At 40.7% G+C, this 14,354-nt stretch carries 16 protein-coding genes; all 16 read left to right on the top strand.

Annotated features, from left to right (window positions below; genetic code table 11):
* The first annotated feature begins 18 nt into the window (after positions 1–18).
* Entirely contained in the window at positions 19–1,329 is a 1,311-nt protein-coding gene (gene der / locus K7887_RS12605; RefSeq protein ID WP_223489607.1) for a ribosome biogenesis GTPase Der, read from the top strand.
* A 17-nt stretch (positions 1,330–1,346) separates the two neighbouring features.
* Positions 1,347–2,384 carry an NAD(P)H-dependent glycerol-3-phosphate dehydrogenase gene (locus tag K7887_RS12600; protein ID WP_223489605.1) on the top strand — a complete coding sequence of 346 codons (1,038 nt, stop codon included), beginning with the start codon at positions 1,347–1,349 and terminating at the stop codon, positions 2,382–2,384.
* A 343-nt stretch (positions 2,385–2,727) separates the two neighbouring features.
* Positions 2,728–2,934, top strand: a complete 207-nt coding sequence (locus K7887_RS12595; protein WP_223489603.1) for a DUF2768 domain-containing protein — start codon at positions 2,728–2,730, stop codon at positions 2,932–2,934.
* Between the two features lie 21 nt (positions 2,935–2,955).
* A complete protein-coding gene (locus tag K7887_RS12590) occupies positions 2,956–3,687 on the top strand; it encodes a hypothetical protein (RefSeq protein WP_223489601.1) in 732 nt (243 codons plus the stop codon).
* Positions 3,688–3,934: 247 nt separating this feature from the next.
* Entirely contained in the window at positions 3,935–5,413 is a 1,479-nt protein-coding gene (gene spoIVA, locus K7887_RS12585; RefSeq protein WP_010193642.1) for a stage IV sporulation protein A, read from the top strand.
* Between the two features lie 359 nt (positions 5,414–5,772).
* Positions 5,773–6,045, top strand: coding sequence for a non-specific DNA-binding protein Hbs (gene hbs / locus K7887_RS12580; RefSeq protein ID WP_010193643.1), 273 nt, complete (start codon positions 5,773–5,775; stop codon positions 6,043–6,045).
* A 135-nt stretch (positions 6,046–6,180) separates the two neighbouring features.
* Entirely contained in the window at positions 6,181–6,747 is a 567-nt protein-coding gene (gene folE / locus K7887_RS12575; RefSeq protein WP_088018553.1) for a GTP cyclohydrolase I FolE, read from the top strand.
* Between the two features lie 31 nt (positions 6,748–6,778).
* Positions 6,779–7,000 carry a trp RNA-binding attenuation protein MtrB gene (gene mtrB, locus K7887_RS12570; protein ID WP_223489599.1) on the top strand — a complete coding sequence of 74 codons (222 nt, stop codon included), beginning with the start codon at positions 6,779–6,781 and terminating at the stop codon, positions 6,998–7,000.
* A 227-nt stretch (positions 7,001–7,227) separates the two neighbouring features.
* Entirely contained in the window at positions 7,228–8,046 is an 819-nt protein-coding gene (locus K7887_RS12565) for a heptaprenyl diphosphate synthase component 1 (protein WP_223489597.1), read from the top strand.
* A gap of 3 nt (positions 8,047–8,049) precedes the next feature.
* Complete coding sequence (locus K7887_RS12560) at positions 8,050–8,763, top strand: demethylmenaquinone methyltransferase (protein WP_223489596.1); 714 nt, start codon at positions 8,050–8,052, stop codon at positions 8,761–8,763.
* Positions 8,764–8,781: 18 nt separating this feature from the next.
* The gene (gene hepT / locus K7887_RS12555; RefSeq protein ID WP_223489595.1) at positions 8,782–9,744 is read left to right on the top strand and encodes a heptaprenyl diphosphate synthase component II; all 963 of its coding nucleotides are present in this window, start codon (positions 8,782–8,784) and stop codon (positions 9,742–9,744) included.
* 136 nt (positions 9,745–9,880) lie between these two features.
* Positions 9,881–10,327, top strand: a complete 447-nt coding sequence (gene ndk / locus K7887_RS12550) for a nucleoside-diphosphate kinase (protein WP_223489594.1) — start codon at positions 9,881–9,883, stop codon at positions 10,325–10,327.
* Positions 10,328–10,654: 327 nt separating this feature from the next.
* Complete coding sequence (locus tag K7887_RS12545; protein WP_223489593.1) at positions 10,655–11,437, top strand: CheR family methyltransferase; 783 nt, start codon at positions 10,655–10,657, stop codon at positions 11,435–11,437.
* Between the two features lie 128 nt (positions 11,438–11,565).
* Entirely contained in the window at positions 11,566–12,738 is a 1,173-nt protein-coding gene (gene aroC, locus K7887_RS12540) for a chorismate synthase (protein ID WP_223493642.1), read from the top strand.
* Complete coding sequence (gene aroB / locus K7887_RS12535; protein WP_223489592.1) at positions 12,722–13,816, top strand: 3-dehydroquinate synthase; 1,095 nt, start codon at positions 12,722–12,724, stop codon at positions 13,814–13,816. The genes aroC and aroB overlap by 17 nt, the downstream gene beginning before the upstream one ends.
* A gap of 24 nt (positions 13,817–13,840) precedes the next feature.
* Positions 13,841–14,221, top strand: coding sequence for a chorismate mutase (gene aroH / locus K7887_RS12530; protein WP_223489591.1), 381 nt, complete (start codon positions 13,841–13,843; stop codon positions 14,219–14,221).
* The last annotated feature ends 133 nt before the right edge of the window (positions 14,222–14,354 follow it).

Here is a 14,354-nt window from a genome sequence, read left to right as displayed (position 1 = left end):
AATGGGAGGGTGGTCACCATGCCAAAACCAACCGTAGCGATCGTTGGAAGACCAAACGTGGGAAAATCCACAATATTTAACAGAATCGTTGGAGAGAGAATTTCCATCGTAGAAGATGTACCAGGAGTTACTAGAGATAGAATATACAGCTCTGGAGAATGGTTAAACCAATATTTTAATATTATTGATACAGGTGGAATAGAAATTAGTGATGCACCGTTCATGACGCAAATTCGTGAACAAGCTGAAATTGCGATTGATGAAGCGGATGTAATCATTTTCATGACAAACGGCCGTGAAGGGTTAACATCAGCTGATGAAGAGGTAGCAAAAATCCTTTATCGTTCTAAAAAGCCAGTAGTGGTTGCTGTTAATAAAGTGGACAATCCTGACATGAGAGATACATTATATGACTTCTATGCACTAGGTTTTGGTGAGCCGATTCCAATTTCGGGATCACATGGCTTGGGGTTGGGAGATTTACTTGATTTTGTAATCGAGAACTTCCCGAAAGATGAAGAAGAGGAATATGATGAGGATATCATTAAATTTTCATTAATTGGCCGTCCAAACGTCGGGAAATCTTCCCTTGTAAACGCGTTGCTTGGCGAAGATCGTGTTATTGTAAGTGACATTGCAGGTACAACAAGAGATGCAATCGACACTCCTTACTCCTATGACGGGAAAGATTACGTTATCATCGATACAGCTGGTATGCGGAAAAAAGGAAAAGTATACGAGACGACTGAAAAGTACAGTGTATTACGTGCGCTACGTGCGATTGAACGCTCTGACGTTGTTTTAGTTGTGATCAATGGAGAAGAAGGAATCATTGAACAGGACAAAAAAATCGCAGGATATGCACATGAAGCGGGAAGAGCCATTGTTATAGTAGTTAACAAGTGGGATGCCGTAGAAAAAGATGAAAAGACAATGAAGGAATTTGAGCAAAAAATCAGAGATCACTTCTTGTTCTTGGATTATGCACCGATTGTGTTCTTGTCTGCTAAAACAAAGAAGCGAGTTCATACACTTATTCCTAAAATTGACATGGCAAGTGAAAATCACTCTATGCGTGTGGTAACAACGGTGTTGAATGATGTTATCATGGATGCAGTTGCGATGAACCCGACGCCAACAGATAAAGGGCAACGATTGAAAATTTATTATGCGACACAGGTTGCAGTAAAACCGCCTACCTTTGTTATTTTCGTCAATGATCCAGAGCTTCTGCACTTCTCTTACAAACGTTTCTTGGAAAACCGTATCAGAGATGCGTTTGGCTTTGAAGGAACACCTATTAAACTAATCGCACGTCCACGAAAGTAAAAGGGAGGAGTGAGTCAGTGAAAAAGGTTGCTGTATTGGGAGCGGGAAGCTGGGGCACTGCCCTTGCAATGGTACTTGCCGACAATAATCATGAAGTACGTCTATGGGGGCATAAACAAGCTCAAATTGATGAAATCAATCAAAGTCATACGAATGAAAAATACTTAAAGAATATTAAGCTATCCGAAAAGATTGTAGGATTCACATCTATGGAAGAGGCTGTTGAATCTGTAGAAGCCATTGTGCTGGCAGTACCTACAAAAGCGATGAGGGAAGTGTGCCAACAATTAAAAGGTTATTTGAAGGCACCTGCTTTATTTGTTCACGTAAGTAAAGGAATTGAACCTGATACACACTTAAGAGTGTCGGAAGTGATAGAAGATGAATTGCCAGAATCTATCCGTGAGGCGGTTGTCGTTCTTTCAGGACCGAGCCATGCAGAAGAAGTAAGCATGAGACAACCTACGACGGTTACAGCGGCTTCATTAAATGTTGCTGCTGCTGAAAAGGTACAAGACCTATTTATCAACCAGCATTTCCGTGTCTATACAAATAGTGATGTAGTAGGAGTCGAAATCGGTGGTTCTCTTAAGAACATCATTGCGTTGGCTGCCGGTATTACAGATGGACTTGGCTATGGGGATAACGCGAAAGCTGCTTTGATTACTAGAGGGCTGGCTGAAATTGCTCGCCTTGGAAGTTGTCTTGGTGCCAATCCGCTTACATTCCTGGGATTGACAGGGATGGGAGACCTTATCGTAACATGTACAAGTGTTCACAGTAGAAACTGGAGAGCTGGAAACATGTTAGGGAAAGGCATGAAGCTTGAAGAGGTATTAGATAGCATGGGAATGGTAGTAGAAGGTGTACGTACAACTAAGGCTGCTTATCAGCTCTCCCAGAAGCTGCAAGTGAAAATGCCGCTGACATCTGCACTTTATCATGTATTATTTGACGGAGTGGACCCAAAGGATGCGGTGGATGAGCTAATGAGCCGTTCCAAAACCACAGAATTGGATGATCTTGCACAGCTACTTGGTGACAGAGTTCAGTAAACTTTAATGCCACTTTTAAAAATAATAGAAGCATAAAATAAACAAACACCCATCCTTTTGATGTGCATAACTTATAAGGAAGAAACCATAGGAGGGTGCTCAGGAAAGAAATCCATAATTTTTACAAGCTTTTTTGCGATAAATAGGCATTTGGCGATGCATGTATGTAAAGTGCCGCATAAGATGTGTATGAGGATATCACTGGTTGAGCTGTGGGATTGGATTATTTAGTCTTTCTTTTACCGCTGAAGTAAAAAGGGCCCCTTTTACTTCAGCTTTTTTTTGTTGTTTCACTTCATGTATATCTTATGCTATAATGTTTCACGGAAAAGGAGAGATGAGGATGTCACCTGCATTAATGAAGATGTGGATATCGTTTGTAGCGATGGGATTCATGATTGTATCCGTTTTAACGGTTTATTTTACTAGATTCAAGGTGAAAAACGCCATTATCAGAGGTATTTTGAATACGGTTGCTTTTTTATTGATTCTATTTGCCGGTCTAATAATTTTTTATGTTGTATTCAGTGGTCCTGTACCGGAGCAATAATGATGAAGGAAGGAATAATTTATGAAATTAAATAGGTTCTTTCTACTAGTAGGACTTATGATGGTAAGCAGCGTACTTACTGGCTGTTTATACCCCCAAGATCGTTTAAAGGAAAACCAAGTCCCTTATTTAGATCAACTAGAAGCGGTACAGTCCTCAGTCGATCAATACCGCGAGGCATCTGGTGGCTTGTTACCGATAAAAGACAGGGATATGGAGACACCGATCTATCAAAAGTATCCAATTGATTTTAATAAACTATCTCCACGATACATACAAGAACCACCTGGAACGGCCTTTGAGAGTGGTGGAGTCTACCTTTATGTGCTTGTGGATGTTGAAGAAGATCCTAAAGTGAAGCTGATCGACCTTCGGGTGGCTGAGCAGATTCGCGATATTAACATTAGAATTGATATGTACAAGCGCTCGAATAACGGTTATGCCCCGATAAAAGAAGTAATTAATGATCAGGCGTTCAAATTGGATTGGGAAAAACTCGGCTATGAATCGGAGCCTTTTGCAGAAAGTCCAATCTCTGGTAAAAACTTGCCATTTGTTTTAAATAACGCAGGACAAGCTCAATTAGATTATTCTATTGACTTGTACGATTTTCTGCAAGAACATGAACATAAGTATAAACCAGGGGATGACATCCGTGACATCATAGTGGAACATTCCGTGTTTGTACCTGCTTTCTCGCTTGCCTACACGGTAGATGAGAACAATGAACCAGTGTTTTTAAATAAAGAATAGAATAGTTGTCATGAACCCTTTTTTAGAGAATACATTCTAAAGAAGGGTTTTTTGTTTTATTAACATGAAACATAATGCCCCCCTAATTCATGATATCAACCATATATAAAAATAAAGAGGGAAACGGGATGAATTTTCTATTAAAGTAGTCATATTTAATTAGGACAACATCATACACATATAGTGTCATAGATTATATCCTTACTAGAAAATGAAAATCCCAAGATAAATGTCGGGAGGGAATCACTTGGAAAAAGTAGATATTTTCAAAGATATCGCTGAACGTACGGGCGGCGATATATATTTAGGGGTCGTAGGAGCTGTTCGTACAGGGAAATCAACGTTCATCAAAAGGTTCATGGAGTTAGTGGTTCTGCCGAATATAGGAAACGAGTCTGATAAAGCTCGTGCTCAAGATGAGCTGCCGCAAAGTGCAGCTGGTAAAACGATTATGACAACAGAGCCTAAATTTGTTCCTAACCAGGCAGTTAAGGTTAAAGTAGATGAGGGCCTTGATGTAAATATCCGTCTTGTAGACTGTGTGGGCTATACTGTGCCTGGTGCAAAAGGGTATGAGGATGAAAATGGTCCGAGGATGATCAATACTCCGTGGTATGAAGAGCCAATCCCATTCCATGAGGCAGCGGAGATTGGAACCAGAAAAGTAATTCAAGAGCATTCCACCATTGGTGTTGTCATTGCAACAGATGGCTCAATAGGCGAAATTCCTCGCAGAGATTACATCGAAGCAGAGGAAAGGGTTGTCGAAGAGTTAAAAGAAGTTGGTAAACCATTCATCATGGTTATCAACACCGTACAGCCGCATCATCCGGAAACAGAGGCGTTAAAGCGGGAGCTATGTGAAAAATATGATATCCCGGTAATTGCGATGAGTGTCGAAAGCATGAGGGAATCCGATGTCTACAATGTGTTAAGAGAAGCACTATTTGAATTCCCGGTACTTGAAGTGAATGTTAATCTTCCAAGCTGGGTTATGGTGCTTAAAGATAACCACTGGTTGCGTGAAAGCTACCAAGAGGCTGTAAAAGACACGGTAAAGGATATTAAGCGTCTACGTGACGTGGACCGTGTGGTGGGTCAATTCAGCGAGTATGAATTCATTGACAGGGCCGGTCTTGCAGGAATAGAGATGGGGCAGGGGATTGCGGAAATCGATCTATATGCTCCAGACGATCTGTACGATCACATTCTCAAAGAAGTAGTGGGAGTGGAGATCCGAGGAAAAGATCACTTGCTGCAATTAATGCAAGATTTTGCTTATGCAAAAGCGGAGTATGATCAAGTTTCAGATGCACTGAAAATGGTGAAACAGACAGGATACGGCATTGCCTCTCCTGCTCTTACAGATATGAGTCTTGAAGAACCAGAGATTATCCGCCAAGGATCTCGCTTTGGGGTCAGATTAAAGGCTGTGGCGCCATCTATTCACATGATTAAGGTTGATGTGGAAAGTGAATTCGCACCGATTATCGGTACCGAAAAACAGAGCGAGGAACTTGTCCGCTACTTGATGCAAGACTTTGAGGATGACCCACTATCTATCTGGAATTCCGATATCTTCGGACGCTCCCTGAGCTCCATTGTTAGAGAAGGAATCCATGCAAAGATATCGCTAATGCCTGAAAACGCCAGATACAAGCTGAAAGAAACACTAGAGCGAATCATCAACGAAGGCTCCGGCGGCCTAATCGCAATAATTCTATAAGACTTCTGTCGAAAAAGGTTTAAAGGCTTCCCAACTGTGGAAATAACACAGATGGGAAGCTTATTTTGTGTATTAAAACAGAGAAACGCTTGATATAAAGGGATTCTTATGTTAATCTACAAACAGAAAATCTTCTCTAAATTGGCGAAATATTCCTCTAGAAGCACTTTTTTGTGAGAAATTTGTTGAAATCTAGTGTTTAATGGGTTAATATAAGCCTAGTTACAAGATTAAGCGATTCTACTATGTATAGAATCAATCAAAATTGTGAACAAATGTTAGTACTAAAGGCTTTTGCTAGACTAAAATGCTATTTTGGTTTAGAATAGCGATAACTCCTTTGGGAGGAGGTGAATGGCATGAACAAGACAGATTTAATCAATGCAGTTGCTGAAGCTAGTGAACTTTCCAAGAAAGATGCTACTAAAGCAGTTGATGCTGTTTTCGATACAATTCTTGACGCACTTAAAAACGGTGACAAAGTACAATTAATCGGTTTTGGTAACTTTGAAGTACGTGAGCGTGCTGCGCGTAAAGGTCGTAACCCACAAACTGGGGAAGAGATCGAAATCGCTGCAAGCAAAGTACCAGCTTTCAAACCTGGTAAAGCACTTAAGGATGCTGTGAAATAATTGACAGCTACATAGTCAAATGAATGTCATCTTGAAGAGGCGCATAGTTTGCGCCTCTTTATTTTTGCTTTTTTAAAAAAACATATGCTAGAATCACATTACAGCTATTTTGCGGTAATGTAGGAGGATAAATAAATGACAGAAGTAAATAAGGCTCAAATAGAAGAAGCAGTAAGAATGATTTTGGAAGCAATCGGGGAAGACCCAAATCGCGAAGGACTACTAGATACACCTAAACGTGTGGCAAAGATGTACACGGAAGTGTTTGCCGGCCTAAATGAAGATCCTAAAGAGCATTTTAAGACAGTGTTCGGGGAAGCGCATGAAGAATTGGTACTTGTTAAAGACATCTCTTTCTTCTCCATGTGTGAACATCACTTAGTTCCTTTCTTCGGAAAAGCCCATGTGGCATACATACCTAAAGGCGGAAAAGTTACTGGACTCAGTAAACTTGCCCGTGCGGTGGAGGCGGTTGCAAAAAGACCACAACTCCAAGAAAGAATTACTTCTACCATAGCAGAATCCATTGTAGAATCCCTTGATCCACATGGAGTAATGGTTGTAGTGGAAGCAGAGCACATGTGCATGACCATGCGCGGTGTCAAAAAGCCAGGTGCAATGACCATTACATCTGCAGTTCGCGGTGTATTGGAAAATGATCCTGCAGCAAGAGCGGAAGTTTTATCTTTAATTAAAGGATAAACCAATACTGTAAACTAGAAGGAGGATTGTCATGAGTCAAACAAACTCGAACGACTTTATTGTAATCAAAGCGAAGGAAGATGGCGTAAGTGTCATTGGCCTTACACGAGGAACAGACACGCGGTTCCATCATTCCGAAAAGCTTGACAGAGGAGAAGTGATGATTGCCCAGTTCACAGAGCATACCTCCGCGATCAAGATAAGAGGCAAAGCGCTCATCCAATCTTCCCATGGAGAAATGGAAACAGACTGAAAGCTATTATAAACCTAGAGTAAGAAAGCAGACGAATAAATATTTCTCTGCTTTTCTTATTATCTATTCAATAGCGGGTTAAACTAAAGAAAGATAGCCCATTTTAAACAATATGCTTCACTAATGTGCTATAATTAACTTTGTCTATTTTAGTTCGACTTTATTGTCTGAAAGCTTTTGTGAAACAGACGATGCTAGTCAAGAAAAGGGAACAAGGGTGGTCTTTAGTGAGTCATATACATATATCCATAATAAAAGAGAAACTACATAATCTGATTACACATCCATATTTAAATAAACATATTGAATACCCTGCCATTGATGAGGATAAGTTATTGCTACTTTATTCCATCTTGGAATCCATTGATATATCTGACGAAAAAAAAGAACAATACATATTATCGACCATGCTTGTCCAGATTGCCCTTGATACCCATGATATGGTGACAAATGCGAAAGCGGGTCAACTACAAGACGGCGATGAAAAAAGTCGTCAATTGACTGTTTTGGCAGGGGATTTTTATAGTGGCCTTTATTACAGGCTCCTGGCAGATGTTAATGACATTTCCATGATAAAAACACTCGCACATTCCATAAAACAAATAAATGAGCATAAAATTGCCTATTATCATAAAGAGCTGGAAGGAATTGAACCGTTAATGGACAGTCTGGGAAAGATCGAATCCTCTCTTATTCAGTCGGTATCCGGCTTTTTCTCCAACTCGGTTCTGAAAGAATTAAGCGGCAACTTTCTTTTATTAAAGCGCTTAATTCAGGAACGCAAACTTTTCTGTCACGAAAGATCTACTTTCCTTTTTGACACTTTGCGAAGAATTGCCTTTTCTAAAGGGGAAAAGGATGTTGCTTCCAAAGAACAGGAAACCTATATGTTATACCTTATTGACCGGTATATCGATCATATCAAACAAAGAATAGAACAGTTGACGCATTCCATTCCAACAATGAACAAACTATTAGAAACAAGAATACAAGACCTTTTCTATGAAATCCCATTTTCATCGAAAAAGTATGCGGAAGAAGGGTAAGCCATGCAACATCCATCTAAAGAAGAGCGTGTTCATAACGTTTTTGAAAAAATATATAAAAACTATGACAAAATGAATTCAGTCATCAGTTTCCAACGTCATGTAGCATGGCGTAAAGATACGATGAAAAGAATGAATGTGGCAGATGGCGCTACAGCATTGGACGTATGCTGCGGAACAGCGGACTGGACCATCGCTATGGCAGAGGCGGTCGGCACGAGTGGAAAAGTGGTTGGCCTGGACTTTAGTGAAAACATGCTTTCTATCGGCAAAGAAAAAGTGAAAAACCTTGGAAAGAAAAATATTGAATTGATTCATGGAAATGCGATGGCACTTCCGTTTGAAGATAATACGTTTGATTATGTGACGATTGGTTTCGGGTTACGTAATGTGCCTGACTATTTCCAAGTCTTGAAAGAGATGTACAGGGTGGTCAAGCCAGGCGGAAAGGTTGTTTGTTTAGAAACATCACAACCTACCATGCCAGGCTTCCGTCAAGTCTATTTTCTTTATTTTCAATACGTAATGCCGATGCTTGGAAAGGTTTTCGCCAAAAGCTATAATGAGTACGCTTGGTTACATGAATCGGCTAAGGACTTCCCGGGAATGAAAGAACTGAAAAAGATGTATGAAAAAGTAGGTTTCCAACCAGTTGAGGTAAAGGCATATACAGGTGGAGTCGCTGCCATGCATTTAGGAGTTAAACCTAGAAAATAGTTTGTAAAGGTGACCTACATGAAATTAAAGATGATGTATTCCTTTTTAAATAACGATTTGCAAATAATTGAAAATGAATTAGAAGCTACAATTCAAACGGAACGAGCTTTGTTGCAAGAGGCTTCGTTACATTTACTTCAGGCTGGCGGGAAAAGGATTCGACCAGTCTTTGTTCTATTGGCCGCAAAACTAGGAACGTACGACATTCATAAAGTCAAGAATGTGGCGGTCGCCCTCGAACTCATGCATATGGCATCCCTTGTTCACGACGATGTCATCGATGACGCGGAGTTAAGGCGTGGTAAAGCGACGATTAAAGCAAAATGGGATAATCGCATTGCGATGTACACTGGGGATTATATCTTTGCAAGATCCCTTGAAATGATGACAAAAGTAGAAGACATCGAAGCACACCGCATCCTCTCCAATACTCTTGTAGAACTCTGTAAGGGCGAAATCGAACAAATCCGGGATAAGTATAACTATGATCAAAACTTGCGGACATACCTGCGAAGAATAAAAAGGAAGACCGCTATCCTAATTGCAGTCAGCTGCCAGCTTGGCGCCATCACATCCGGAGTCCCTGCGTCTGTTCACCAGAGCCTTTATTGGTTTGGCTATTATGTCGGAATGTCTTTCCAAATTACAGATGACATACTAGACTTTACTTCCACCGAAGAACAGCTCGGAAAGCCTGCTGGAAGTGATCTTCTGCAGGGGAATATTACGTTACCGGTTCTATATGCCATGGAATCACCTGTATTGAACGAAAAAATCCGTACCATTCACGAACACAGTGATTCTAAGGAGATAAAAGAGATTATTGATATGATTAAAGGGTCAGATGCCATCGACCGTTCCTTTGCGCTAAGTGATCGTTATTTGAATAAAGCATTCAAGGAACTGGAAAATCTTCCGAATGGTGTCGCTAAAAGAACCTTCAACAATGTGGCAAAGTATATTGGAAAACGTAAATATTAGGCCCAATTTCGTGAACTTTGTAAAATATTACGATAATTCTCCATCTTCTGTTGCGAAACTGTAAAAACCGTGATATATTTTGGTAGGTTAGGGTTTACCTGACCTTACATAATCGTAATGGGGTGGAGAAATTATTATGGAAAAAACATTTTTAATGGTAAAGCCTGATGGCGTACAACGTAACCTTATCGGTGAAATCGTTTCTCGTTTCGAAAAAAAGGGTTTCCAACTTGTTGGTGCAAAATTAATGCAAATTCCAACTGAATTGGCAGAAGAGCACTACGGTGAACATAAAGAGCGTCCGTTTTTCGGAGAACTTGTAGAATTCATCACTTCTGGTCCTGTATTCGCAATGGTTTGGCAAGGTGAAAATGTAATCGCTACCGCGCGTCACATGATGGGTGCTACAAACCCTAAAGATGCAGCTCCAGGAACTATTCGCGGAGAGTACGGCGTAATCGTAGGCAAGAACATCATTCACGGTTCTGATTCTTCTGAGAGTGCAGAGCGCGAAATCGGTCTTTTCTTCAAAGGCGAAGGTCTTGTTGAGTACAAAAGAGACGTAAACAACTGGATCTACTAATATTTACGATAAATTGAAAACGCTTTATCTGAAGACACCCTTCTCAAATTGAGAGGGGTGTTTTTTGATGCTTTCTTTGATGGTGAGGACGAATTACGGTGACTGTTTTTTAGGTGGGAAGGGTAATTTGTAGAACATTTGAGCTGAAAGGTAGAAGGTTGTTTGGAAAATGTAGAAGGTATGATGGGAAATGTAGAAGGTGGGAGTCCAAACGGTAAAAGGGTGAAATTTAAGTGTAGAAGGTACATCGGAAAATTTTTTGAGGCTACTTCCCATCTCCAATCTCAAATCAGCTATACTAAAATTACAGATACAGAGAGAAAGTAGATGAAAAACATGAGGGACGATTACAATCAGTTTATTGAACAAATAAAAAAGAAGACAGGCATTGACCTGGCATTGTATAAAGAAGGGCAGATGAAAAGAAGGCTGACCTCTCTCTACGAAAAAAAGGGACTGAAGAATTTTAATGATTATTACCGGCTACTAGAAAAAGATAGACAAGAACTTTTTGAGTTTCTCGATCGAATGACCATTAATGTTTCTGAGTTCTATCGCAATTACAAACGTTGGGAAATCTTAGAGAAGAAGATCCTCCCTGACATGATTAAAGAAAACAAAAGTCCAAAAGTTTGGAGTGCTGCTTGTTCGACAGGAGAGGAGCCATATACACTCTCCATGGTCCTAAGCAACTTCCTGCCACTAAAAGATGTAAAAATTAAAGCTACCGATATAGACTCAAACGTTATTGCAAGGGCAAAGCTAGCAACATACCAGGAACGATCGCTCCAAGAAGTTCCTTCGGGAGTCAAAAATAAGTATTTCACCAAGCAAGATGACTTCTATAAGGTCAAAGATGAAATAAAGAATACCGTGATTTTTAAAAGGCTAAATCTACTCTCTGATCCATTTGAAACCGGACACGATTTGATTGTCTGCCGGAACGTTTTGATTTATTTTACGGAGGAAGCGAAGGAGCAGCTTTACCACAAATTCAGTAATTCGCTCAAAAAGGGCGGCATTCTTTTTGTAGGAAGTACCGAACAGATCTTTCAGCCTGCAAAGTACGGTTTTGAAGTGGTAGACACGTTTTTTTACAGGAAGATATGACGTTCAAACTTTATGCACGAACATTTTTTTTACTAGAACAATCCGCTACACTTGTGTTATAGTATTACATAATTAATTTCACTTACACGCTTAAAAGCTTTAAAGAGATAAAGGAGAGGCTGATGACGATGAGATATTTGACTGCTGGCGAGTCGCATGGACCGCAATTGACAACCATATTGGAAGGTGTCCCAGCTGGGCTGCCACTGACTGTCGAGGATATTAATGATGATCTGGCAAGAAGACAGAAGGGGCATGGCCGTGGCAGAAGAATGCAAATTGAAAAGGATACCGTAGATATTCTAAGTGGAGTTCGTCATGGTCAAACGTTAGGTTCTCCCATAACCTTGGCGGTAACAAACGATGATTGGAAGCATTGGACGAAAATAATGGGGATTGAACCTCTTTCCCAAGAAGATCAAGAAGAAGTAAAACGGAAGGTGACAAAGCCCCGTCCCGGACATGCTGACCTAAATGGAGCGATTAAATATGGTCACCGTGATATGAGGAATGTGCTGGAGCGTTCTTCCGCAAGGGAAACGACCGTTAGGGTAGCAGCAGGTGCTGTTGCAAGAAAATTCCTCGCTGAACTAGGCATTAAGATAGCAGGCCATGTAACTGAAATAGGAGGCGTGAAAGCAGAGCCCCAGCCTATCAAAAATCTTGATGACTTAAAAGCGCAAACCGAAGCTTCTCCAGTTCGTTGCTATGATAAAAAAGTAGAGCAAGAGATGATGGATGCGATTGACACAGCCAAAGAGAACGGAGATTCTATTGGCGGTATAGTAGAAGTAATAGTGGAAGGTGTTCCTGCTGGAGTAGGGAGCTACGTGCATTATGACCGGAAATTAGATGCAAAGGTTGCCGCATCGATTATGAGCATCAATGCCTTTAAAGGTGTGGAGTTTGGCGTTGGATTCCAAGCTGCCAGCCTTCCGGGAAGCAAGGTGCATGATGAGATTGCTTGGAGTGAAGACAGAGGCTATTACAGATTATCCAATAATCTTGGAGGTTTTGAAGGCGGCATGACGACGGGGATGCCGATTGTCGTAAGAGGAGTCATGAAACCAATTCCTACCCTCTACAAGCCGCTTCAAAGCGTTGATATTGATACAAAAGAGCCGTTCCAGGCAAGTATAGAACGTTCCGACAGTTGTGCGGTTCCAGCTGCAAGCGTGGTTGCGGAAGCTGTGGTCGCTTGGGAAATCGCTCAAGCTATTGTAGAACAATTCGGACAGGATCGAATGGATCTTATCAAGGAAAATGTCCAAAGGATGCGAGATCATGCCGCAAAATTCTAATGGGAAACAGGTTACCGTTCAGACTGCCTCAAAGGAGTATTCTGTATTTTTGGGAAAAGGGGCAATAGAACAACTGCCAAAGTTACTTGAATCTTTTCAAAAGAAACCAAGTAAATTGCTAATTGTGACAGATGATCTTGTTGCTGACCTGTACCTTTCTAATATAGTCTCAAGTCTTACGCAAAATTTTTCCGTCCATTCTTATGTACTTCCTAATGGGGAAGAAGCCAAGTCATTTGACAATTATTATGCGATTCAGACTTTTGCGCTTGAAAATGGTTTGGACCGCCATTCTGTCATTATTGCTCTCGGTGGAGGAGTGGTAGGCGATATTGCAGGGTTTGTGGCCTCTACATTTATGAGGGGAATCAAATTCATCCAAATTCCAACTACACTCCTCGCACATGACAGTGCAGTGGGCGGGAAGGTCGCCATTAATCATCCGCTAGGGAAAAATATGATCGGCTCCTTTTATCAGCCGGAAGCAGTCATTTATGATGTTGATTTCCTAATAAGCCTTCCTGAAAAAGAAATGCGCTCAGGATTTGCAGAAGTGGTCAAGCATTCTCTTATCTGGGACGACGAGTTCTATCAATGGATTAGAGAAAATATTAAAAGCCTGGACGACCTCACAGAAGACAGACTGCTCGTATGCTTGGAAAACGGAATAAAAATCAAAGCGGAAGTCGTGTCAAATGATGAAAAAGAGACGGGTTTGCGGGCAATTTTAAATTTTGGCCATACATTAGGTCATGCTCTTGAAGCAGCTTATGGTTATGGAAAAGTAACGCATGGAGACGGAGTAGCGCTTGGTATGCTTTTTGCAACAAGACTAAGTGAAAAGCTGAATCCCGAACTGGAACTAAGCACTGACTTGTCTGAAGCATGGGAACGTTACGGCTTTCCAACAAAGATAAGATCATCCGTTTCCCCGGAAGAATTGTTAGGTTGGATGAAAAAAGACAAAAAAACACAGAACAGTCATATACATATGGTATTGATCCAGTCAGTAGGAAATGTAGGACTGCGTTCCGTACCAGATGAACTCATACTAGAAACTTTACAAGAGTTTTATTAAAAATAATCTAAAAGGGGGAATTCGGTGATTCGAGGTGTAAGAGGCGCAACAACTGTTCTAGAGAATTCTGAAAAAGAAATCATCTGTAAAACAGAAGAATTATTACAAAACATGATCCAATCAAACAACATTGTGGCAGAAGATGTCGCGCAAGTGCTCATTTCCGTGACGGCGGATATCACGGCATGCTTTCCCGCCAAGGCACTAAGAAACCTTGAGGGCTGGGATTATGTCCCTGTCATGTGTACAAAAGAAATTGCTGTCCCGAACTCACTGCCTTCCTGTATCAGAATCATGATGACAGTAAACACGGAAGTAGCGCAAAAAGACATTCTCCATATCTATTTGCATGAGGCGGTAAGCTTACGACCGGACCTTGCTAAAACTTTATCGGTTGACAATTAGCAATCTTCTATCATATAGTACTTACAAGTAATAAAACAGTTTAGAGATTAGTTTAGAGAGTAACAAGTTGAGGGCTATAGAGCCAAAGAGTATTATCAAAACCATTAACTTTATTATTGAGCCGAGTTGAGAA

The sequence above is a fragment of the Sutcliffiella horikoshii genome (assembly GCF_019931755.1).
Taxonomy (GTDB): Bacteria; Bacillota; Bacilli; order Bacillales; family Bacillaceae_I; genus Sutcliffiella_A; species Sutcliffiella_A horikoshii_E.
The sequence above is the reverse complement of the archived record's forward strand: the minus strand, read 5'-3'. Positions and strand labels throughout refer to the sequence as shown.

Bases quoted from the DNA above. Each gene is read 5' to 3' on its own strand.
- K7887_RS12590 (WP_223489601.1), top strand. From the start codon at position 2,956: ATGAAATTAAATAGGTTCTTTCTACTAGTAGGACTTATGATGGTAAGC.
- der (WP_223489607.1), top strand. From the start codon at position 19: ATGCCAAAACCAACCGTAGCGATCGTTGGAAGACCAAACGTGGGAAAA.
- K7887_RS12545 (WP_223489593.1), top strand. From the start codon at position 10,655: ATGAAAAACATGAGGGACGATTACAATCAGTTTATTGAACAAATAAAA.
- mtrB (WP_223489599.1), top strand. From the start codon at position 6,779: ATGAGTCAAACAAACTCGAACGACTTTATTGTAATCAAAGCGAAGGAA.
- folE (WP_088018553.1), top strand. From the start codon at position 6,181: ATGACAGAAGTAAATAAGGCTCAAATAGAAGAAGCAGTAAGAATGATT.
- aroC (WP_223493642.1), top strand. From the start codon at position 11,566: ATGAGATATTTGACTGCTGGCGAGTCGCATGGACCGCAATTGACAACC.
- K7887_RS12595 (WP_223489603.1), top strand. From the start codon at position 2,728: ATGTCACCTGCATTAATGAAGATGTGGATATCGTTTGTAGCGATGGGA.
- hbs (WP_010193643.1), top strand. From the start codon at position 5,773: ATGAACAAGACAGATTTAATCAATGCAGTTGCTGAAGCTAGTGAACTT.
- hepT (WP_223489595.1), top strand. From the start codon at position 8,782: ATGAAATTAAAGATGATGTATTCCTTTTTAAATAACGATTTGCAAATA.
- ndk (WP_223489594.1), top strand. From the start codon at position 9,881: ATGGAAAAAACATTTTTAATGGTAAAGCCTGATGGCGTACAACGTAAC.
- aroB (WP_223489592.1), top strand. From the start codon at position 12,722: ATGCCGCAAAATTCTAATGGGAAACAGGTTACCGTTCAGACTGCCTCA.
- K7887_RS12560 (WP_223489596.1), top strand. From the start codon at position 8,050: ATGCAACATCCATCTAAAGAAGAGCGTGTTCATAACGTTTTTGAAAAA.